Source organism: Halomonas sp. DP1Y21-3 (genome assembly GCF_019801245.1).
Taxonomy (GTDB): Bacteria; Pseudomonadota; Gammaproteobacteria; order Pseudomonadales; family Halomonadaceae; genus Halomonas; species Halomonas litopenaei.
Genome location: NZ_JAHVJM010000008.1, coordinates 80,649 through 102,627, shown reverse-complemented (window position 1 = coordinate 102,627; position 21,979 = coordinate 80,649). Strand labels below are relative to the sequence as shown.

Annotated in this window: 19 protein-coding genes; 13 read left to right on the top strand and 6 right to left on the bottom strand. The window is 64.5% G+C overall.

Going from position 1 to position 21,979, the window contains the following annotated elements; translation table 11 throughout:
• Positions 1-136: 136 nt before the first annotated feature.
• From KUV74_RS19885 to KUV74_RS19845, 9 genes are all read left to right on the top strand, one after another.
• Positions 137-727 (top strand): pseudouridine synthase, encoded by a 591-nt coding sequence (locus KUV74_RS19885; RefSeq protein ID WP_108133262.1) that lies wholly within the window; start codon positions 137-139, stop codon positions 725-727.
• Complete coding sequence (locus KUV74_RS19880; protein ID WP_045992993.1) at positions 724-1,173, top strand: NUDIX domain-containing protein; 450 nt, start codon at positions 724-726, stop codon at positions 1,171-1,173. The genes KUV74_RS19885 and KUV74_RS19880 overlap by 4 nt, the downstream gene beginning before the upstream one ends.
• Before the next feature lie 68 nt (positions 1,174-1,241).
• Positions 1,242-2,354, top strand: a complete 1,113-nt coding sequence (mnmA, locus tag KUV74_RS19875; RefSeq protein ID WP_108133261.1) for a tRNA 2-thiouridine(34) synthase MnmA — start codon at positions 1,242-1,244, stop codon at positions 2,352-2,354.
• A complete protein-coding gene (gene hflD, locus KUV74_RS19870; RefSeq protein ID WP_045992914.1) occupies positions 2,351-2,989 on the top strand; it encodes a high frequency lysogenization protein HflD in 639 nt (212 codons plus the stop codon). Before mnmA ends, hflD begins: the two co-directional genes overlap by 4 nt.
• Before the next feature lie 40 nt (positions 2,990-3,029).
• Positions 3,030-4,403 carry an adenylosuccinate lyase gene (purB, locus tag KUV74_RS19865; RefSeq protein WP_108133260.1) on the top strand — a complete coding sequence of 458 codons (1,374 nt, stop codon included), beginning with the start codon at positions 3,030-3,032 and terminating at the stop codon, positions 4,401-4,403.
• Positions 4,404-4,529: 126 nt separating this feature from the next.
• The gene (locus KUV74_RS19860; protein ID WP_222517175.1) at positions 4,530-5,717 is read left to right on the top strand and encodes a cupin domain-containing protein; all 1,188 of its coding nucleotides are present in this window, start codon (positions 4,530-4,532) and stop codon (positions 5,715-5,717) included.
• On the top strand, positions 5,710-6,138 hold the full coding sequence (locus KUV74_RS19855) for a GNAT family N-acetyltransferase (protein WP_124804137.1): 429 nt from the start codon (positions 5,710-5,712) through the stop codon (positions 6,136-6,138). The genes KUV74_RS19860 and KUV74_RS19855 overlap by 8 nt, the downstream gene beginning before the upstream one ends.
• Before the next feature lie 460 nt (positions 6,139-6,598).
• A complete protein-coding gene (locus KUV74_RS19850; protein ID WP_124804139.1) occupies positions 6,599-8,194 on the top strand; it encodes an isocitrate lyase in 1,596 nt (531 codons plus the stop codon).
• Positions 8,195-8,726: 532 nt separating this feature from the next.
• A complete protein-coding gene (locus KUV74_RS19845) occupies positions 8,727-9,197 on the top strand; it encodes a glycine zipper 2TM domain-containing protein (RefSeq protein WP_108449068.1) in 471 nt (156 codons plus the stop codon).
• 169 nt (positions 9,198-9,366) lie between these two features.
• Here KUV74_RS19845 and KUV74_RS19840 read toward each other — a convergent pair whose 3' ends face one another.
• On the bottom strand, positions 9,367-9,642 hold the full coding sequence (locus KUV74_RS19840; protein WP_045992920.1) for a hypothetical protein: 276 nt from the start codon (positions 9,640-9,642) through the stop codon (positions 9,367-9,369).
• A gap of 220 nt (positions 9,643-9,862) precedes the next feature.
• Here KUV74_RS19840 and KUV74_RS19835 point away from each other — a divergent pair, with 220 nt between their 5' ends.
• Positions 9,863-10,345 carry a peptidylprolyl isomerase gene (locus KUV74_RS19835; RefSeq protein WP_045992921.1) on the top strand — a complete coding sequence of 161 codons (483 nt, stop codon included), beginning with the start codon at positions 9,863-9,865 and terminating at the stop codon, positions 10,343-10,345.
• 147 nt (positions 10,346-10,492) lie between these two features.
• Here KUV74_RS19835 and KUV74_RS19830 read toward each other — a convergent pair whose 3' ends face one another.
• Together KUV74_RS19830 and KUV74_RS19825 are read right to left on the bottom strand one after the other, a co-directional pair.
• The gene (locus KUV74_RS19830) at positions 10,493-11,137 is read right to left on the bottom strand and encodes a CDP-alcohol phosphatidyltransferase family protein (protein WP_108133256.1); all 645 of its coding nucleotides are present in this window, start codon (positions 11,135-11,137) and stop codon (positions 10,493-10,495) included.
• A gap of 110 nt (positions 11,138-11,247) precedes the next feature.
• A complete protein-coding gene (locus KUV74_RS19825; RefSeq protein ID WP_222517174.1) occupies positions 11,248-13,506 on the bottom strand; it encodes an FAD-dependent oxidoreductase in 2,259 nt (752 codons plus the stop codon).
• Positions 13,507-13,836: 330 nt separating this feature from the next.
• On the opposite strand from KUV74_RS19825, the gene msrA reads away from it, so the two are divergent.
• Positions 13,837-14,478 carry a peptide-methionine (S)-S-oxide reductase MsrA gene (gene msrA / locus KUV74_RS19820; protein WP_213228857.1) on the top strand — a complete coding sequence of 214 codons (642 nt, stop codon included), beginning with the start codon at positions 13,837-13,839 and terminating at the stop codon, positions 14,476-14,478.
• A gap of 116 nt (positions 14,479-14,594) precedes the next feature.
• Here the strand turns inward: msrA and KUV74_RS19815 are convergent, their stop codons facing one another.
• Positions 14,595-15,815: an MFS transporter gene (locus KUV74_RS19815; protein WP_222517173.1), complete on the bottom strand. Its 1,221-nt coding sequence runs from the start codon at positions 15,813-15,815 to the stop codon at positions 14,595-14,597.
• An 88-nt stretch (positions 15,816-15,903) separates the two neighbouring features.
• On the opposite strand from KUV74_RS19815, the gene KUV74_RS19810 reads away from it, so the two are divergent.
• Positions 15,904-16,791: a LysR family transcriptional regulator gene (locus KUV74_RS19810; protein ID WP_108133253.1), complete on the top strand. Its 888-nt coding sequence runs from the start codon at positions 15,904-15,906 to the stop codon at positions 16,789-16,791.
• Positions 16,792-16,896: 105 nt separating this feature from the next.
• Here KUV74_RS19810 and KUV74_RS19805 read toward each other — a convergent pair whose 3' ends face one another.
• Both KUV74_RS19805 and KUV74_RS19800 read right to left on the bottom strand, forming a co-directional pair.
• Positions 16,897-17,523, bottom strand: a complete 627-nt coding sequence (locus KUV74_RS19805; RefSeq protein WP_231498679.1) for a C40 family peptidase — start codon at positions 17,521-17,523, stop codon at positions 16,897-16,899.
• A 240-nt stretch (positions 17,524-17,763) separates the two neighbouring features.
• On the bottom strand, positions 17,764-20,220 hold the full coding sequence (locus KUV74_RS19800) for a DUF1266 domain-containing protein (RefSeq protein ID WP_108133252.1): 2,457 nt from the start codon (positions 20,218-20,220) through the stop codon (positions 17,764-17,766).
• A 310-nt stretch (positions 20,221-20,530) separates the two neighbouring features.
• Here KUV74_RS19800 and KUV74_RS19795 point away from each other — a divergent pair, with 310 nt between their 5' ends.
• Complete coding sequence (locus tag KUV74_RS19795) at positions 20,531-21,970, top strand: NAD-dependent succinate-semialdehyde dehydrogenase (RefSeq protein WP_222517172.1); 1,440 nt, start codon at positions 20,531-20,533, stop codon at positions 21,968-21,970.
• The last annotated feature ends 9 nt before the right edge of the window (positions 21,971-21,979 follow it).

The following is a 21,979-nucleotide window of genomic DNA, read 5'->3' as shown; positions in this document are numbered from 1 at the left end:
CCCTGTCAGGTCTATTCAGTGGAGCGCGGAGTATAGCATTACCCCCCGCGCCCGGAGTAGGCTTTGTCGACAATCTTTGGAAAAGGCCTAAACGGCCCGCCGCCACGCCTTCCGAGCCAGATCATCGAGCCCGCCCATGAGTCAACTTTATCTGCTGCACAAGCCCTATCGGGTGCTGTCCCAGTTCACCGATGACCAGGGACGCAATACCCTGGCCTCGCTGATCGACGTGCCGGACATCTATCCGGCCGGCCGCCTCGACTACGATTCCGAAGGCCTGTTGTTGCTCAGTGACGATGGCGAGTTGATTCATCGTATCAGCCACCCGCGCCACAAGCAGCCGAAGACGTATCGAGTGCTCGTCGAGGGACAGCCGGACGATCGGGCCTTGAAGGCGCTCGCCGAAGGGGTCACTCTCAAGGATGGACCCACCCGGCCGGCCAAGGTCCGGCGACTGACGACCAGCGGGCTGCCCGAGCGCACGCCGCCCCTGGACCCGAAGCGCCATCCCGTTACCTGCTGGCTGGAGCTGACCATCAGCGAGGGGCGTAATCGCCAGGTGCGCAGGATGACCGCCCATGTGGGCCACCCGACGCTGAGGCTGGTACGCGTCGCCATCGGCCCCTGGCGGCTCGACGGCCTGGCCCCGGGACAATGGCAGCGCCAGACGCTGCACGCGCCAAAGCGCCCCCGGGGCTCAGCCCCTACAACAAGGAGACGCCGATAATGCGCTGGACCCCCTACGTGACCGTGGCCACGGTGGTCGAACGAGCCGGTCGTTTCCTGCTGGTGGAAGAAGACCGTGGCGGCCCCCATACCCTGTTCAACCAGCCCGCCGGCCACCTGGAACCCGGTGAGCGCATCCGCGACGGCGCCCTGCGCGAGGTCGCCGAAGAGACTGCCTGGCGGGTCGGCATCACCGACTACCTGGGCATGTACGTGTACGAGGCCCCGGACGGCAAGACCTTCCACAGCCACGCCTTCTTCGGCATGGCGCTGGCCCACCTGGGCACCGAACTGGACCGGGATATCATGGCCATCCATTGGCTGACCCTGGAGGACGTCGAGGCGCTGGAGCGCGAGGGCCGCCTGCGCAGCCCACTGGTGATCAAGCGCATCCGCGACGCCCTGGCCGGCAAGACCTTCCCGATGGAGGTGCTGCACGAACGCTGAGGCTTCGGTTGACGGGTGCAATTCGTGTATAATCACCGCCCATTTGCCCCACCACTCCGAGAGTCGTTATGTCAGCGTCCACCGGCAAAGTCATCGTCGGCATGTCCGGCGGCGTCGATTCCTCCGTTTCCGCCCTCCGCCTGATCCAACAGGGCTATCAGGTGGAAGGGCTGTTCATGAAGAACTGGGATGAGGACGACGGCACCGAATACTGCACCGCCATGGAAGACCTGGCGGACGCCGAAGCGGTGTGCAAGAAGCTCGGCATTCCCCTGCACACGGCCAACTTTGCCGCCGAGTACTGGGACAACGTGTTCGAGCACTTCCTCGCCGAGTACAAGGCCGGACGCACACCGAATCCCGATATCCTTTGCAACCGCGAAATCAAGTTCAAGGTGTTCCTCGACTACGCCGAGATGCTCGGCGCCGAGATGATCGCCACCGGTCACTATGTTCGCCGCGGCGAGCGCGACGGCCGCCCGCGACTGCTCAAGGGACTCGACGGCAACAAGGACCAGAGCTACTTCCTGCACGCCGTGCCGGAAGCCGCCATCGCGCGCACCCTGTTCCCGGTGGGCGAGATCGAAAAGCCCGAGGTTCGCGCCATCGCCGAACAGCACGATCTGGTTACCGCAAAGAAGAAGGACTCCACCGGTATCTGCTTCATCGGCGAGCGCCGCTTCAGCGACTTTCTCAAGCAGTACCTGCCGGCCCAGCCGGGGACCATCGAGACACCGGACGGCGACGTCATCGGCGATCACATGGGCCTGATGTACTACACCCTGGGCCAGCGCCAGGGCCTCGGCATCGGCGGTCTCGCCAACTATTCGGAAGACCCCTGGTACGTGGCCGGCAAGGACCTCGAGCGCAACGTGCTGATCGCGGTTCAAGGCAAGCATCACCCTCTGTTGTACACCGACAGCCTGGCCACCGAGGCGATGGATTGGGTCGCCGGTGAGCCGCCTTGCGCCGAGGGGCGCTTCAGCGCCAAGACCCGCTATCGTCAGGACGACGTGCCATGCACGCTGACGACCCGGGCCGATGGCGGCGTCGCGGTACACTTCGACGACCCACAGCGGGCCGTGACACCGGGCCAATCGCTGGTCATCTACGACGGTGACGTCTGCCTCGGCGGCGGCGTCATCCGGTCCACCTGGAACGCCGAGGAGCGAGCGGCATGACCGATTCGGTACCTATCCACCGCGCCCCCGAGTCCCCGGCGGCTCGCCAGGCGATCGCCCTGGCCGGCGTATTTCAGGCCGCCCATCTGGTCGACGAGCTGGCGCGCACCGGCCAGGTCGACAGCCGCGCCTGGGACACCCAGATCACCGCCACCCTGGAAACCAACCCGCCAACCTTCGAATCCATCTATGGCGGGCATCCCAACAATCTGCGCCTGGGGCTCGAGACCCTGGAGGCAGTGCTCGGCCGACGCCAGGCCAACCCGGTGGTGATGCGCTACGGCTTCAGCCTGATGCTGCTGATGAACAAGCTGCGCACCCAGCCCGACATGATGGACGCGCTCGGCACCCACCTGACCCGCATCCAGGGCCAGGCCGAACACTTCGGACCGACCCACGAGAACGTCGTGGCGAGCCTCGGCGAGGCCTACCAGCAGACGCTTTCCACCTTCAAGAACCGAATCGTGGTCCAGGGCGACCCTTCGCTGCTGCAAAGCCGGATGATGCCGGAGCGGGTCCGCGCCTGCCTGCTCTCCGGCATTCGCTTCGGCCTGCTGTGGCACCAGCAGGGCGGACGTCGCTGGAAGCTGATCTTCCAGCGGGGCAGCCTCAAGCGCGCCCTGGACACCCTCTGATCGCTCGATCTTCCTTTCCTACCCGTACCGGAAAACCGCCATGCAACTCTCCGCTCTCACCGCCCTCTCTCCCGTCGACGGTCGCTACGGCAGCAAGGCCGAATCACTGCGCGAACACTTCAGCGAATTTGGGCTGATCCGCGCCCGCGTCATCGTCGAGATCCGCTGGCTGGAGCGCCTGGCCGCGCACCCGCAGATCACCGAGGTGCCGGAGCTGTCGGCCACCGCCACAGCCTTCCTGGATGGCCTGGTCAAGAACTTCAGCGAAGCCGACGCGGCGCGCATCAAGGACATCGAGCGCACCACCAACCACGACGTCAAGGCGGTCGAGTACTGGATCAAGGAAGCCATTGCCGAGAATGCAGAGCTGCATGCCGTCACCGAGTTCGTGCACTTCGCCTGCACCAGCGAGGACATCAACAACCTGTCCTACGGCGTGATGCTGCGCGATGGCCTCGACAGCCTGCTGCCGACCATGCGCCAGGTGGCCGACGAGATCGCCCGTCTGGCCGAAGAACACGCTGCCGTGCCAATGCTGTCGCGCACCCATGGCCAGACCGCCAGCCCCACCACCCTGGGCAAGGAAATGGCCAACGTGGCCTACCGTCTGCGCCGCCAGCTCAAGCAGATCGAAAGCGCCGAGGTACTGGGCAAGATCAACGGCGCCGTGGGCAACTACAACGCCCACCTGGCCACCTACCCGGACATCGACTGGGAGGCCAACGCTCGCACCTTCGTCGAAGGCCTGGGCCTGACCTTCAATCCCTATACCACCCAGATCGAACCCCACGACTATATCGCAGAGCTGTTCGATGCTGTGTGTCGCTTCAACACCATCCTGATCGACTTCGATCGTGACGTCTGGGGCTACATCTCGCTGGGATACTTCAAGCAGCGCACCGTGGCCGGCGAGATCGGCTCCTCGACCATGCCGCACAAGGTCAACCCGATCGACTTCGAGAACTCCGAGGGTAATCTGGGCCTGGCCAATGCCATCCTCGCCCACCTGGCCCAGAAGCTGCCGATCTCCCGCTGGCAGCGTGACCTGACCGACTCCACCGTGCTGCGCAACCTGGGCGTCGGCCTGGCCTACGGCCTGATCGCCTACCAGGCCTCGCTGAAGGGTATCGGCAAGCTCGAGGCCAACCCCCAGCGTCTGGCCGAGGACCTGGACGCCAGCTGGGAAGTACTGGCCGAGCCAATCCAGACGGTGATGCGTCGCTACGGCATCGAGAAGCCCTACGAAAAGTTGAAGGAGCTGACCCGCGGCAAGCGCATCGACCAGGCCGGTTTCGCCGCCTTCATCGATGGCCTGGAACTGCCCGACGAGGTCAAGGCAGAGCTCAAGCAGCTGACCCCCGGCAACTACATCGGCAATGCCGTCGAGCAGGCTCGCGCCCTGCCGCAGCACTGAGCCGGAGCCGCTGACAGAACCCCGCTTCACCCCGCCAATCGGTGGGGTGAGGCGTTTCTGGAGCCCTCTCTTCGGGGCCGGGGCCGATACCGAGCCCGCTACTCCCAATCACCATCAGGATTCCTCATGTCAACTGATACCCCCCTCACCCTGCTGGGCGGCCTGACATCGGCAGAGTTCCTGCGCGATGTCTGGCAGCAGCAACCTCTGCTGATCCGTGGCGCCTTTCCCGACTTCGACAACCCGCTGACGCCAGACGAACTGGCCGGGCTCGCCTGCGAGGACAATATCGAGGCACGCCTGGTCGAGGAACAGGGCCCCGACGGACCCTGGCAGGTCAGCCACGGCCCCTTCGACGAGGCCACCTTCGCCCGCCTGCCGGAGCACGACTGGACCCTGCTGGTACAGGCGGTGGATCACTATGTGCCGGAGGTCGCCGCCCTGCTGGAGGACTTCACCTTCCTGCCGCGCTGGCGCCTGGATGACATCATGGTCAGCTACGCGCCTCCGGGGGGCAGTGTCGGCCCGCACCTGGACCAGTACGATGTCTTCCTGCTCCAGGGCAGCGGTCAGCGCCGCTGGCAGCTTGGCGGCAAGGTGGCCGATGACGCACCCATCGTGCGCGGCATCGACCTGCGTATCCTCGAGACCTTCGAGGTCAACGCCGAACAGGACTGGGTGCTGGAGCCCGGCGACATGCTCTACCTGCCCCCCGGCTGGGCGCACCATGGGGTCAGTCAGAGCGATGACTGCATGACCTACTCGGTGGGCTTTCGCGCCCCCTCGGCGGACGAGGCGATCACCTCCTTCGCCGACTACCTGGGTGAGCAGCAACCCCCCTCTCGCCGCTACGGCGATGCCGGAATGACCCCGGCCGAGGACCCGGGCGAACTCGATCAGGCGGCGCTGTCACGCATGCGCCAGTTGATCCTCGAGACCCTGGACGATCCGGCCCAGATGGCCCAGTGGTTCGGCCGGGTGATGACCCAGCCCAAGTACGTGGACCAGCTCGAACCCAGCGAGACACCGACAGCGCCAGACGAGCTTGTTGCTGCACTACAGGAAGGCGAGGTGCTGGTGGCCGCGCCGGGCTCTCGCTTCGCCTGGCACGCTCTGGCGGACGACCGGGCCACCCTGTTTGCCGACGGCGACGGCATCGACTGCGATCTGGCGCTGGCCCGCGAGATCGCCAACCGCGGCGAGTTCGACGCCTCGCTGCTCGACTACCCCGGCGCCGCCGAGGTGCTGACACGGCTGTTCGACGCCGGCAGCCTTGGCTGGCCGGTCGACGACATGGAGGACGACGATGCCTGAGGTGGTGATCGAACAGGGAAGCTGGGAACAACTTGGCGAAGCGGCCGGTGACATTCGCTATCGCGTCTTCGTCATCGAACAACAGGTGCCGATCGAGGAAGAGTGGGACGGCCTCGATCCTGACTGCCTGCATTTCCTGGCGCGCCAGGACGAGCGTGTACTGGGTACGGCGAGACTGCTGCCCGATGGCCATATCGGTCGCGTGGCGGTGCTTGCCGAAGCCCGGGGACTCGGCGTCGGCGTGGCGCTGATGCGCGCCACCATCGAGGCTGCGCGACAGCGTGGTCACTCGAGCGTCGAGCTCGCCGCCCAGACCCATGCGCTCGGTTTCTACGAAGCCCTGGGCTTCCGCGCCGAGGGAGATATCTTCCTCGACGCCGGCATTCCGCATCGCAATATGACCCTCTCCCTGAACGACTGACCTCTCCGTCAACTCCTCCGTTCAGGAAACTCGACTACAGGAATGTGCCTCTACGGCGCTTTCCTGTAGTCGGACTACAACGCCTTGTTCCCCCAAGTACCAATGGCGAACCCCCGCCGCTGTGGGCCATAGTCACAACCATGGCGCAGCGGACAGACCTCGATGGCGAGTCAGATCGCTCACTTTGTAGTCGACCTCTACCGTTCCGCCAAGATTCGACCAAGGCCGTAAAGACTTCTCGGCCAAGGTGCAGGAACCTGACTACACTTCGCAGGTGCAGCATGGCATGGCGAGCAGTCGATCCTCTTGCAATGACGCCAACCGCAAGAGCCTGCAAGCCACTGGAGCCAAAGGCCGGTCGAAAACGACCGCCCCGACACCGCCCCTCACCATGGATGCCAGGCAAGTCGTATCAGAACGTCGAACCAAACAGTCGATTCAACATCAGGACGGCCCGATCATGACCTTTCGTGAAGAACTGAAGACCCTGACCCAGCTTCGTGAAGCCCAGCGCGGCAAGTGGGACAACATCGATCCGGAAAGCGCCGCCCGCATGCGCGTGCAGAACCGTTTCCGCACTGGTCTCGACATCGCTCGCTACACCGCCGCCATCATGCGCGAGGACATGGCCGCCTACGACGCCGACACCGCCAACTACACCCAGTCACTGGGCTGCTGGCACGGCTTCATCGGTCAGCAGAAGCTGATTTCCATCAAGAAGCACTTTGGCAACACCAAGCGCCGCTACCTCTACCTGTCCGGCTGGATGGTCGCCGCCCTGCGCAGCGAGTTCGGTCCGCTGCCCGACCAGTCCATGCACGAGAAGACCAGCGTGGCATCGCTGATCGAAGAGCTCTACACCTTCCTGCGCCAGGCCGACACCTGGGAGCTCAACCACCTGTTCCGTGCCCGAGAAGAAGCCAAGGAAGCCGGTGACAGCGCCAAGGTCGACGATCTGACCAACCAGATCGACAACCACGAAACGCACATCGTGCCGATCATCGCCGACATCGACGCCGGTTTCGGCAACGCCGAGGCCACCTACCTGCTGGCCAAGAAGATGATCGAGGCCGGTGCCTGCTGTATCCAGCTCGAGAACCAGGTGTCCGACGAGAAGCAGTGCGGCCACCAGGACGGCAAGGTCACCGTGCCCCACGAGGACTTCATCGCCAAGATCAACGCCGTACGTTACGCCTTCCTTGAACTGGGCGTGGATGATGGGGTGATCGTGGCCCGTACCGATTCCCTGGGTGCCGGCCTGACCCAGAAGATCGCGGTCACCAACGAGCCAGGCGACCTGGGCGATCAGTACAACAGCTTCCTCGACGGTGAAGAGATTTCCTCGGCCTCCGATATCGACAACGGCGACGTGGTGATCAAGCAGAACGGCAAGCTGGTCAAGGTCAAGCGTCTCGCCTCCGGCCTCTATCAGTTCAAGCCTGGCACCGGCGAAGACCGGGTGGTGCTGGACTGCATCACCAGCCTGCAGAACGGTGCCGATCTTTTGTGGATCGAGACCGAAAAGCCCCACGTCGGCCAGATCGCCGGCATGGTCAACCGCATCCGCGAGGCGGTGCCCAACGCCAAGCTGGTCTACAACAACTCGCCGTCGTTCAACTGGACGCTGAACTTCCGCCAGCAGGTGTTCGACGCCTGGGAAGCCGAAGGCAAGGACGTCTCCGCCTACGAGCGTGCCGACCTGATGAACGCACGCTACGACGACACTGAGCTTGGCCAACTGGCCGACGAGTGGACGCGCAACTTCCAGCGTGACGCCGCCCGCGAGGCAGGCATCTTCCACCACCTGATCACCCTGCCGACCTACCACACGGCCGCCCTGTCTACCGACAACCTGGCCAAGGGCTACTTCGGCGACGAGGGCATGCTGGCCTACGTGGCGGGTGTGCAACGCCGCGAGATCCGCGAGGGTATCGCCACCGTTCGCCACCAGGACATGGCCGGCTCCAATATCGGTGACGACCACAAGGAGTTCTTCCACGGCGATGCGGCGCTCAAGGCCGGCGGCAAGGACAACACCATGAACCAGTTCGGCTAAGGATCGCGGGCCGGCGGCACCCAGTCACTGAGCCCAGACACTGAGCCCTGTGACTGTGAGAAAGGGAGGCCGTTGGCCTCCCTTTTTGCTGTCCGTGATCTTGCCCTGCCAAGCCAGCCTTTCCTTCTTCCCTGGCAAGGGCCTACTCTCGAACTAGCACGTCTGGCTCCAGCGAGTCCGACAACTGCAGCCATGCGACTCCCTCCGATACCCATTGGCCTGGCAGGCCCGGTTCGGCATATGATGAATGTCAGGAAAGCGCTGTCGGCGCGACTCAGTGGCAGTCGCGGGGCGACTAGGGCGACAGGCGGACGGCGGACGGCGGACGGCGGACGGCGGACGGCCACCATGGGACGGACGAGACCGATCATCGCTGGATCCGGGGAACCATCGCCCTGTCAAAGCCTCCAAACAGGCGTTACACTATTTTCGAACAGCGTTTGCGAACTTTGGTGCGGTACCACTACAAGCGAATGTGACCCGAACCGATGCGTTCAGAATGCGGCGCAGAAGACATTCAAGGAGAATCGCCATGAAAACTTCCATCCTTCCTGTCCTGGCGCTGAGCGTCGTGGTGCTTGCCGGCTGCACCGCCACCAATCAGTACTCGGGCAACGTCTATTCCGGCAACCAGGCTCAGACCGCCCAGAACGTGCAGTTCGGCACCATCACCGCCCTGCGTCGCGTCCAGATCCAGGGTGAAAGCTCCGCCGGCGGCATCCTCGGCACAGGGGGTGGCGCGGTGATCGGTGGCCTGCTCGGCAACCAGGTCGGCGGCGGTTCCGGTCGCACCATCGCCACCGCCGCAGGTGCCATCGGTGGCGCCGTGGCCGGCAACCAGATCGAGAAAGGCGTCAACCGCACCGACGCCTGGGAGATGGAGATTCGCAAGGACAGCGGCCAGACCGTGGTCGTCGTGCAGAAGGCAGACCAGGCCTTCCAGGTGGGGCAGCGTGTTCGCCTGATCGGCAGCGGTTCACGTCAGAGTGTTGCCCCCTACTGAGGGCTTGACGAAGGCGCTCGCGAAAGGGGCTTGTACTTGTAAGCGACAACAGCACTTCGCTCCCCCGCAAACATCTCTGCGTGATATGCAAAGGGCCCTGAGGCGTATCCGCCTCAGGGCCCTTTCGGTGATCACCAGGTGAACGCCAGGTGATTCACGTCACCACCGACTAGTGGACCTTGCCCATCACCCAGCAGCCCAGCTTGCAGCCCACCAGGGCGATGATGCCGATCACCAGCAGTGTCATCAGCATATCGATGGGGAAGACGATGAAGGTGGCCCCCAGCACGGCAAGGGCGGGGCACCAGATCCACTGGTCATCGTCACTGCGCAGCACCGCCGGCAGCAGGCTGCCCAGGGCACAGCTCAGGCCCTTGTCCCAGGCCTTGATCATCACCGCCAGCAGTACCGCAAAGGCCAGCACCCAGATCACAAATAGCGTCATGTTCAGCTCCGCAAGAAAAGCGTGAAAGGCAGAATCGAAAAATCTCACAAGAGGGTATCCCCACCACCGATACTGCGCAACAACCCGAAGGTGGCAGAGGGCGCGCGTGAATACCGTTCAGGATATGACCACACAAGGTGAAAAATGTCCCACGCCCCTGACAGCCCCAGCACCCACGCGTTACCATGCGTCCTCACACGCACTCACCAAAGGTTCATCAATGCAAATTGCGCAAAATTCCGTTGTCGCGTTCCACTACACCCTGACCAATGATGCAGGTGAAGTGCTGGACAGCTCGGAAGGCCGCGAGCCGCTGACCTACCTCCACGGCGCCGGCAACATCATTCCGGGTCTGGAAAAGGAACTCGAAGGCAAGGCCGCCGGCGACAAGGTCAACGCCAAGGTTGCCCCCGCCGAAGGTTACGGCGAAGTACAGGAGCAGCTGGTCCAGGAAGTGCCGCGTGACGCCTTCCAGGGTGTCGAGAGCATCGAGCCGGGCATGCAGTTCCAGGCGCAGACCCAGGGCGGTCCGCTGATGGTCACCGTGACCCAGGTCGAAGGCGACACCGTCACCGTCGACGGCAACCACCCGCTGGCCGGCCAGAACCTGAACTTCGACGTCGAGATCGCCGAAGTCCGTGAAGCCAGCCAGGAAGAAATCGAGCACGGCCACGTGCACGGCGAAGGCGGCCACGAGCACTGATCAGCGCTACGCTCGTTGGAAGCACCACGAGCATGCATGATCAAGTGCCGGCATGGTCAAAAGAAAGGGCAGCCCAGGCTGCCCTTTCGCGTGTCTGAGTATCACGTCTGATGAAAGACCCCTCGCCTCGCAAGCCACGACCGGGGATCAGCTTCTGTCCTCGACGCCAGCGCCTCGCTCGATTGCCCTGAGGGTATGATAGCCGCCCCATAGCCGAGTGGCGGTGGTCAGCAGACAGGCCGCGGCGAACAGCCCTGCCAGCACAGGAAAGTGCGCCGGCCACAGACAAAAGGCCACCAGCGCCAGCACGGTCTCGGTACCTTCGGTCAGGCCGTGCAGATAGTAGAAGGCCTTGCGCTGGAAGCGTGGGCGCTCGAGATCATGGCGCGCCGCCATGATGGCGAAGGCCAGAAAGGACGTCCCGGTGCCGATAAAGGCAAACAGCAGCAGCGCTGCCGGCAAGGCGTTGCGCTCGCTGTCGGCCAGGGCAAAGCCGAGCACCACCGCGGCGTAGAAGACGAAGTCCAGCCCGATATCGAGAAATCCCCCGGCATCGCTGGGCGTACCCCGACGGCGCGCCAGCGCCCCGTCCAGGCCATCGGCGAGTCGATTGAGGAGGATCGCCGCCAGCGCCCATCCATAGGCCTGAACGGCCAGCAGCGGCAGCGCCAGCAAGCCGATAAGAAATCCCGCCAGAGTCACCTGATCAGGCGTCACCTTGCAGCGCTCCAGCATCTTGACCAGAGGCGCCAGGGGCGCCTGGGTTCTGGGCATGGTCCAGCGATCCAGCATAAAAGTCTCGTCAGCAGTAAAACGTCGATTCGGTAGAAGGAAAGCACAAGCGGCGGGCCAGGGCCCACCGCTTGTGTCTTCAGGTCCAGGCTACTGCCTGGGCGGTTCGCTCAGTCGCTGGACTGGGCAGAGGACAGCGACGATGCTTCGTGTCGCTCGGGGCTCGCACCGGCTCTGTCTCCCGTCACCGGCTGGCTTGAGGAATCGGCGTCGCCTCCCCCGCCTCGCCGCCAATTGAAGTAACGCTCCAGATACCCCAGGACCCGCTCGGGCTTGTTCGCGTTCTTCCACACCCCGGCGGCGGCCTTTACGGCTTCCGAGTGGGTCGGGTACGGGTGGATGGTCCCCAACAGCTTGTTCAGTCCGATACCGCGGGTCATTGCCAGGGTGAACTCCGCCAGCATCTCGCCAGCGCCAGCACCGACGATGGTGGCACCGAGAATGCGATCCTTGCCCGGCACGGTCAGCACCTTGACGAATCCGGTGGTATCGCCCTCGGCGATGGCCCGGTCGAGCTCGGACAAGGAATAGCGGGTGACCTCGAAGGGCACCTTTTGCTCCTTGGCTTCGCGCTCGTTGAGCCCCACTCGCGCCACCTCCGGGTCACAGAAGGTGACCGCCGGCAGCGCCCGATAGCTCACATTGAAGCGCTTGAACTCGCCAAACAGGGCATTGACGGTGGCGTGCCAGGCCTGGTGGGCGCTGGCATGGGTCAGCTGGAAGGGCCCGACCACATCGCCACAGGCCCAGACATTGGGCAGCACTGACTGCAGCCCGCCATCCACGTCCAGGGTGCCGTTGTCGCGAGTGCCCACGCCCAGTTCTTCAAGCCCGAGCCCCTCGACGTTGGCCTGTCGACCCACCGCCACCAGCAACTGATCGAATTCCAGTTGCTCGATACGTGTCTCGCCTGCCTCGTTGACCTCGATCTCGAGTCGATGGAGATCGCCGTCACCGGCCACCACCTTGAGCGCCCGGGTCGACAGGCACAGCGTCACGCCGCTGGCCTCGAGCCCCTGAGCCGCCTCCCTGGCGACGTCCTCGTCTTCGCGTGGCAAGAGTTGCGGGCCCATCTCCACCAGGGTGACCTGGCTACCCAGCCGGGCGAAGCTCTGGCCCAGTTCACTGCCGATCGGACCACCACCAAGCACCACCAGTCGCTTCGGCAATGCCTTTAGCTCCCACAGATTGTCGGAGGTCAGCACCTCGATATCCTCGATTCCCGGCAACGGCGGGACTCTGGGGCGGGCACCGCTGGCGATGATCACGTGACGGGTGGTCAGCACCTGTTCACCAACCTGCACCCGCCAGGGATCGAGCAGCCTGGCTTCTCCTTCGACCACATCGACGCCCAGGCCCCGATAACGTTCCGGACTATCATGGGGCTCGACCTCGGCGATGGCGCCGTGGACGTGGCCCATCACAGCGGCGAAGTCGACGCTTGGCTCACCGGCGCTGACACCATAGGACGGCGCCCGACGAATATCCTCGGCTGCGCGAGCGGCGCGAATCAATGCCTTGGACGGCACACAGCCGGTATTGAGGCAGTCGCCGCCCATGCGGTGGCGCTCCACCAGGGTCACCTTGGCCTTCACCGCCGCGGCAATATAGCTTGCCACCAGGCCCGCCGAGCCCGCACCGATCACCACGATATCCCGGTCAAAACGCGACGGGCGCTGGTATTCGGCGGCGAGCCGGCGACGCTTGAGCACCGCCACCACCGCCTTGGCGATCCAGGGAAACAAGCCGATCAACACAAAGGACAGGATCAGCCCTGGCGACAGGATGCCCGCCAGCGACTCGAGTTCACCCAGTTCCCGACCAGCATTCACGAACACCATGGTACCCGGCAGCATGCCGAGCTGGCTGACCCAATAGAAGGTGGACAGACGCATGCGGGTCAGGCCGACCACCAGGTTGATCACGAAGAAGGGGAAGATCGGAATCAGCCGCAGCGTGAACAGGTAGAAGGCCCCTTCGCGCTCGATGCCGCCGTTGATTCGCGCCAGCTGGCGCGAGAAGCGCGTCTCCAGCGTCTCGCGCAGCAGGGTTCGGGCGATCACCGCGGCCAGGGTCGCGCCCAGCGAACTGGCAAAGGACACCAGCACCAGACCGATCCAGAAGCCGAACAAGGCCCCCGCCAGCAGCGTCAGCAACCCCGCCCCAGGCAGCGACAGCGCCGCCATCAGGATATAGACCGCGAAGAAGCCACCGGCCACGGTCCAGGGGTCCTCGTGGAACCACTGTTGAAATTGCGCCTGCTGGGCCTTGATCGCGTCCAGCGTAAAGGCCTCGTTGGCGCCGGTGACAAAGAACGCCACCACGGCGACGGCAATCAGTGCCAGCAAGATCCATTTGTTACGGGTCACCCGCGTCTCCTTCTAGGTCAACTGGTGTCGATGATCGGGTCGATGATCGATAGGTAGCCGTGGCCAGCAGCAGCGGCGCCCGTTGTCCTGCGCCCGTCTTGCGACGAGACGATGACGTTACCAGGAGCTGTGCGGCCGGCTATCGGGATGCAATCGAGATTAGCAGTCTGCCTGAGTCGCGCACAGGCGACCGAGCCTTACGACCGAAAATGCAAAAAATCATCCCCTTATCGACAGCGCATGTAAGGATGCGCCTGCCACAATGACTGAACCAACCGGGAACTGCCCTACTCGAACCTTACAATGACGCCATCCTGACGGAGCCTACGAATGCGATATCCCTTCAATCAGCGTACCTTCCTGCTGGCCGGCCTGCTGACTGGTGCCGTGCTTTCCACGACCCCCGCCCTCGCCGCCGAAGAAAAGGCCATCTTCGCCGGAGGCTGCTTCTGGTGTGTCGAGGACGCCTTCGACAAGATCGATGGCGTCGAGGCTACCGTCTCTGGCTATGCGGCGGGCAACACCGATAACCCCACCTACGAAACCGTCAGCGCGGGAGGCACCGGACACGCCGAAGTGGTGGAAGTCACCTTCGACAGCGACACGGTGAGCTACCAGGATCTGCTCTACGTCTTCTGGCGCAATATCGATCCCTTCGTCGCCAACCGTCAGTTCTGCGATGAAGGTGATTCCTATCGCTCCGCCCTGCTGCCACTCAACGATGAACAGCGCGAACTGGCCGAGGCCAGCAAGGCGGACATCGCCGAGCGCTTCGACCAGCCGATCGAGACCACCATCGAAGATCCCGGCACCTTCTATCCGGCCGAGGACTATCACCAGAACTACTACCAGAAGAACAAGGTGCGCTACACCTTCTACAAGAATGCCTGCGGCCGTCCTGATCGACTCGAGGAAATCTGGGGAGACGAAGCCATGCCCCACGACGTGCCTGCCTCGTCCGCAGCATCCTGACGGCGCGGCGCTGACAGCAACGTCATGACACACCGATCGACCCTGGTGCGAGCCAAGGTCGATCGGTCTCTGCAACGCATCTGCAACCTATCAGCAACAGCGTCGCTGTAGCGGACTCATACGTGTTGGAGTCGACGCTCGACGACGCACTCGTGCTGCATACGCCGCAGCCGCTTTCCTAGCCGCCAGGACAACCAGCCCGTGGTCGCCAGCACCAGCAAGCTGGCCGCCACCACCCCTGGCCAGCCCCGCCACAGCCAGAACGGCTCGAGCCACAGCGGCCCGAGACTCGCCCCCAGGTAGTAGAACACCAGATAGAGCGCCGATGCGCCGCCTCGTCCTTCGCGGGCCTGGCGACCGACCCAGCCCGAAGCGGTGGCGTGGCACAGAAAGAAGCCGAAGGCGCTGAGGGTCAAGGCGGCAATGATGACGGCGAGCATCGGTATCAGGGACAGACCCAGCGCCAGCATCATGATGACAACGCCCAACCCCATGGTGGCGGGCGCTCCCGCTCTGGCGACGACCCTGGCAGATAACGTCGAGCCCAGAGTGCCGCCCAGGTAGGTCAGAAACAGCAGGCCCAGCCAGCGGGGCCCGAGAGCAAAGGGTGCCTCGGCCAGACGAAAGGTCATGTAGCTGTACTGGTTGATGAACACCAGGAAGTTGAGACCACCGATCAGATAGGCCGACAGCAGCCATGGGTTGGCCAGGTGGCCACGCATCTGGCGGCAGGCGTGCCCCACTCGAAAGGGTTGAGGGGCAAAGGCGCTGGCCGCCGGCAACAGCCACCAGAACACCGCCACGCCCACCAGGGTCAAACCGCCAACCGCCACGAAGCTCGCCTGGACGCCATACCATTCACCGATGACGCCTCCCAGCACGCGACCACCGATACCGCCCAGGGTATTGGCCGCGATATAGAGCCCCACGGCTCGACTCATCGCCTCCGGCGAGAACTCGTCGCCCATCCAGGCGATCGCCACCGCCGGCAGCCCTCCCAGGGCGACCCCCTGCAGCACGCGCGCGACCAGCAGCCAGTCGAGCCCAGGCGCAAATGCCGCCAACAGTGTCGCGAGAGCTGCCACCGACAGGCTCGCACGCATGATACCGCCCCGCCCGATGGCGTCGGACAAGGGCCCGTAGACCAGCAACGAGAGCGCCAGGGTCAGGGTGGCAAGCGACATCACCAGGCCCACCTTCAGGGTCGAAGCCTCATGGGTATCGCGCAGCAGCGGCAGCAATGGCTGGGGGGCGTAGAGGTTGATGAACACCAGCATCGAGCCCAGACACAGGGCGAGGGTCGCCCTGCGCCAGGCAGGGGTATTGGCGTGAATCATGGTGGTCTCCGGTTGGCCTCGCCCATCTTCCATGCTTCACTACCATCACACCAACAGAAGAAAATGATGCTATCCATCACATTCGCTTATGTCGCTACCCTTTGACCTGCGCTCGCTGTCGCTGTTTGTCGCGGTGGTGGAGCACGGCGGCTTCAGCGCCGCCGCCCGCGTCCGTCACATCGCCCAGTCCGCCGTCAGCCAGACCATCGCGGGCCTGGAGCGACGCCTCGACACTCGTCTGTTCGAACGCCACGATCGGCGTGTTCGACTGACACCAGAAGGTGAGGTGCTGCTGGAACATGCCCGACGGCTACTCGCCGACGCCAGTGCCACCGAACTGGCGCTGAAGGAACTCAACGGCCTGGTAAAGGGCGAAGTGCGCATCGGCATCCCCTCGATGCTGGGCTCCTACTATCTGCCGCCGCTGCTGATGGGCTTTGCCGCACGCCACCCTGGCATCCGCATGACGGTGATCGAGGCGGGCGCCCGCCGACTGCAGGCAATGATCAAGGCTCGCGAGCTGGACCTGGGAATCGTGGTCGAGGATGGCAGTACCTGCGAACTGGAAACCGAGGCCCTGCTGCGTGCCGAGATGGTGGTCTGCACGCCCCGGGACCATCCCTTCACGGCACGCCACAGCGTGACCCCGGAAGCCTTTCTGAGCGAGCCCCTGGTGCTGTTTCAGGACGGCTATTTTCACCGCGAGTTTGTCGACGCCATGGCCCGACGGCTGGATATCCAGCCCCGCCTGACGTTCCAGTCGAATCTGATCCCGCTGACCAAGGCCATCGTCCGCCAGGGCTTTGGCATCACCACCTTTCTGCGTCGGGTGATCGAGGAAGATGACCTGTCGGCGGTGTCCTTTGACCCCGCCGCCTGGCTGACCCTGTCGCTGGCCTGGCAGCCACAGGGCTACCTGTCACGCGCCGAGCGCGCCTTTATCGACTACGCCCTGTCGCAACGCGACTCCCTGTAACCAGGAGTCGTCGAGGGCTAGCCAGGGCCTGCGAACGCAAACGGGGCGAGCCCAGTACAAGGCTCGCCCCGTTGTGGTGGCGACGTCGATGGCGCCGAGGACGCTTCAGCCGCCCATGCCCGCCGGGCTGTAGGCGAACTGGCGCATGCTCAACCGGGTGGGTTCCAGCGGTCGACGCGCCTGCCAGTAGTAGCGGCGCCAGTAGCTGTTATCCAGCTTGGAGATCATCACACCGCGCGACGATGAGGCGTGCAGAAAGCGCCCCTGGCCGACGTAGATGCCGACGTGGCGGTTGCCCGGAGGACGAAAGAACACCAGATCGCCGGGAGACAGCTGATCACGCGTGATCGGTTCGCCGGTATGCACCTGGCTGCCGGTGGTGCGCGGCAGTTGCACCTGGAAGGCGTCGCTGAAGATGTTCTGCACCAGCGCCGAGCAGTCGATGCCGCTCATGCCGGTGCCGCCGAAACGATAGGGCGTACCCGCCCAGCGATCGTGCTCCGCCATCAGCGCCTCGCGGATGGCAGCGGCGGGATCTTCAAGGAAGCTTCCCCCTGCCGCTGGGTCCTCCAGCGGGGACATGCGCGAGGCGGCGCGTTCGGCCAGGCTCGGCATATCACGGGAAAAGTAGTCGTTATCGGCGGTATTCTGGTAGTTCGATGCCGCACAGCCTGACAGCAGGCCAAGCAACACCATCGCCGCTGTCACGCGGCTTGTCTGGGCGACGCTCATGCGACACACACCTCATTCCCTGAACCGGCCTGGCTGACGGCCTGCCGGCGCCCAAGAGCCGCTGTGGAAGTGACGCACTCGTGTCACTACCATAACGCCCCTCAGCTGCAAGTTTGACAATTCGGCCTCCTTCTTGATGGGAGGCCTGACGAAAGATCAATACGATACTAGCCAAAATTATCCGATCTGACGATAGATCAGGACAATTTTTTGGCGTTTTTTTCTGCTGTTTCGCGACGATCAGTGCAGGGTTCGTCCATCTCCCGGCAAGGTATCGATGTGAAGCGGTGCCCAATGGCGGGGACGCGCACCCGGGAAATCCAGGCTGGCCCAGGTGCCGGCGAGGGGCGGAGCGCCCGACAGCCAGGCCACCAGCGCCTGGCGGAAGCTGGCCAGAAACGCTTCGCGCTCAGGGGTTTCCCCCATGAAGAACGAAAATCCTGCATAGAGACCCCGGGCATACTCCTGCCAACCGGCGTAGTGCTCCGACGCCAACTGGTGCGCACGCTCCAGCAGTGCCAGGAAGTCCTGCTGAGCCAGCCAGCCCAGCTGGCGACCGGCGATCGCCAGGTCGACCGCCTGGGCCAGGTCCCAGGCACACATGTCGACGTCATTGCACTGGTCGGCGTTGTCACGTACCCGCAGCAGGCGCTCCAGGTGGTTGCGCTCTTCCTCGTTGCACTCACCGGACTCCAGGGTCGCAATCTCGGAATTCAGGCGCGCGCTGTTGAGGGTGTAGGGCGCGTAGTTGATCTGATATTCCTGGCGATCACCGGCGTCCAACAGAAAGCGCACGAAATCGATCAGCTCGGTGGCGGAGTGCAGGCCGTAGTGTCCATCGATCCACTCCAGGATCGAAGCCCCTTCCCGGTCGCTTTCCGGCTGCGGCAGGCTCCAGGCGGCGGTGTTCAAGGGTCCCACCAGCGACAGCGCGGTAAAGTGCATCAGGCTCGGACGCTCGCCAGGCTCGCGCCAATCGCCGCTGCGCCACTCGAGCCAGTGGAACAGGCTACCCGGATCGTCCAGGTGCCAGCGAATCTCGTAGGTCAAGGAAGGCTGATCCGGTTCCGGCAACAGCGCATCCCAGGTCGCCCAGGCCTCGAGCAGGCGCTTGGGGGTGCTGTAGAACCGACACAGCACATCGCGCAGGGACGCCGCCATATCGGTCAGGCTGTCCTCGTCGAACTGCTCACTGTCCATGCTCATCAGCAAGTAGAAGGCGTACTTCTCGGCCATATGGATGGTCGCCGAATGGCGGGTCGCCCTGGCCAGGCCATCACGACCTGCCAGATCCGCCTGGGGCGCATCACCAAAGGGGGTTCTGGCCGATGGCAGCGCTCGATGCGCCGCGTCAGCCGCCAGCTGATTGAGATGATGGGCCTGGGCCGGCAGCCAGTAGCGCACCAGTGAGCGGGCGCCCTCGTCGGGGTGCAGATCGAGGGTCTCCGCCAGGTACTTGCGCGCCTCGTCACGACGTGCCTGGGGCAGCGGCGGAATCGGCCCCTGACGTGCCGCCAGCTCGGGTTCACGCACCGAGGCCAGCGCCAGCACCCAGTGGCGAGGTGAGGCGCGCCACTGCCTGGCCGCCTGGCGTGATGCCTCGACCTGCTCCTGGTCGAGCAACTCCTGCAACGAGCCATGCCAAGGGCTCACCGGCGAGCCCATCAGCAACTGCCAGTCGGCTGCCAGGGTCGGCAGCCGGTCCTGACCTTCGAACAGACCACGGCCGCGCTGATAGGAGCGCGCCAGGGCGCTCCAGTCACTGTAGCGACGCTGGACCAGATCGCCTGCGTGATGCGCCAGCAGCGACGCTTCCTGGGGTGTCAGCCAGCCGATGCAGCTGCCGGCCCAGGCCAGATCCACCGCCCTCAGCCAGTCCCAGGCGGCCCACTCCAGCGGCTCCCCCTGATCCACGTAGCGGCACAGAAGGCGGCCGTATGGGCGCTCCTGAGGCGCCAGCCCCTCACACCAGGCCTGGCGTTCGCCGGCACTGACCGCCATCAACCGCGCGGCGTCGATATCCCAGCCCTGGCGATCCCCCTGACTGGTCAGCCACAGCAAGGCGCGCTTGAGATCCTCGGCGCCGTGAATCTGCCAGACTTCCCCCAGCCAGGCCTCGACCCCGTCCCAGTCATCGATGCTGGCCGGCGTCATCAGTACCGGCGAGAAGGCCGCCCGCAATCGCCAGACACGATCTTCCGGGCTGTCGGGCCAGAGGGCGGCGGCAGGCTCGCGACTCAGCGCAGTGCCGAGCAACGGCCAGGTGATGCCGGCGCCCTCGCCTTCCAGCTTCGACAGCGCCCGGCAGGTATCGAGCAAGCCCTCATCGCCGCGAAGCCAGCCTTCGCCGCTGCGGGAGGCGCAGAGTGCCTCCAGCCATTCATCCAGGCTTGCGTGACGATGGTGGATGTCGCTGCACAGGCGTGCTGCCCAGCCACGACTTACCTCGGCCGACATCCATCCCGACGCCCCTGCCAGGGCCACCAGCTCAAGCGCTCCCAGCAGGTGGGAGGCAGGCACCGTGTTCGCAGCATTGAGCTCGAGCAGGCGCCACCCCAGTTCGCCCCGGTCGGGGATCTCGAGGGCGGCCAATCGCTCACGTGCCGCCTCTTCAGGCAGCATCAAGGGGTCAGGCATAAAGGCCCAGTCGCACAGCACCAGTTGCTGAGCCCACCAGGCATTGAGCGGATCAACCAAGTCTCACCTCGCAGAAACACGGAGTCAGGCCAGCCCGGTCCGGCCTGACACAAGGCGCCAAGGACCATCGCTTCGGGCAGCTAGAAGTCGGCGACACAGTGTACCGGAAACTGTTCGCCACGCCGATGGCGATTGTTGCCGATAGATCTTCCAGACCTGGGCCTCGAGGGCCCGGCAAGCCTCATCGATGCATTCTTCGAACGGGCGTAAAAAATTCCGATCACAGCCCTTGGCGAGATGTTTCAAATAATGCACACTCGTCAATCATGACATAACACCCCTCTTCTCTGACCCTTTCCGGAGCTCCCGCATGTCCCACGTTCAGGACCTGATCATCGACAAGGCGTACATCGGCGGCCAGTGGCGTGACGCCGATCGCCACTTCAGCGTCACCAATCCCGCCACCGGCGAGACCCTGGCCGAGGTGCCGGACTTGAACGCCGAGGAAGTCCGCGAAGCCATCGGTGCCGCCGATGCGGCCTGGGCCGGCTGGAAGCGCAAGACCGCCAAGGAGCGCTCGGCCCTGCTGCGCGCCTGGTTCAACAGCATCATGGACCACCAGGAAGCCCTGGCCGAACTGATGACCCGTGAACAGGGCAAGCCGCTGGCCGAGTCCCGTGGCGAGGTCGCCTACGGCGCTGCCTTCGTCGAGTTCTACGCCGAGGAAGCCAAGCGTGTGGCTGGCGAGACCCTGCCGGGCCACGGACCCGACAAGCGTATCCTGGTGTTCCGCGAGCCGGTCGGTGTGGTCGCCGCCATCACCCCCTGGAACTTCCCGCTGGCGATGATCACCCGCAAGTGCGCCCCGGCCATGGCCGCCGGCTGCACCGTGGTGGTCAAGCCGGCCGAGGCCACCCCGCTGACCGCCCTGGCGCTGGCCAAGCTCGCTGAAGACGTGGGCATCCCCGCCGGCGTGCTCAACGTGGTGACCTCGAGCTCCCCGCGCGAAGTCGGCCCGGTACTGACCGGCGATGCCCGAGTACGCAAGGTGTCCTTCACCGGCTCCACCCCGGTGGGCAAGATCCTGCTGGCCCAGTGCGCCGACACCGTGAAGAAGGCCTCCATGGAGCTTGGCGGCAACGCGCCCTTTATCGTCTTCGATGACGCCGACCTGGACGCCGCCGTCGAGGGTGCCATCGCCTCCAAGTACCGCAACTCCGGCCAGACCTGCGTATGCACCAACCGCTTCCTGGTTCAGGACGGCGTCTACGATGCCTTTGTCGGGAAGCTGGCCAAGCGCGTGGGCGAGCTGAAGGTCGGCAACGGCCTCGAGGACGGTGTGGTTCAGGGTCCCCTGATCAACTCGGCAGCGGTGGACAAGGTGCAGTCGCACATCGCTGACGCCCTCGACAACGGTGCCCGCCTGGTCGCCGGCGGTGAGGCCCTGGAGGGCACCTTCTTCCAGCCCACGGTACTGGCCGACGTGACCACCGACATGCGTGTCGCCCGGGAAGAGACCTTCGGGCCGCTGGCCCCGGTGTTCCGCTTCTCCAGCGACGACGAAGCCATCGCCATGGCCAACGACACCGAATTCGGTCTGGCCGCCTACTTCTATGCCACCGACTATCGCCGTATCTGGCGCACCATGGAACAACTCGAGTACGGCATGGTCGCCATCAATGAGGGCATCCTCTCTACCGAGCTCGCCCCCTTCGGCGGCGTCAAGGAATCGGGTCTCGGTCGCGAAGGTTCACGCCATGGCCTCGATGAGTACACAGAGCTGAAGTACGCCTGTGTCGGCGGCCTCTAAGGGCCAGCC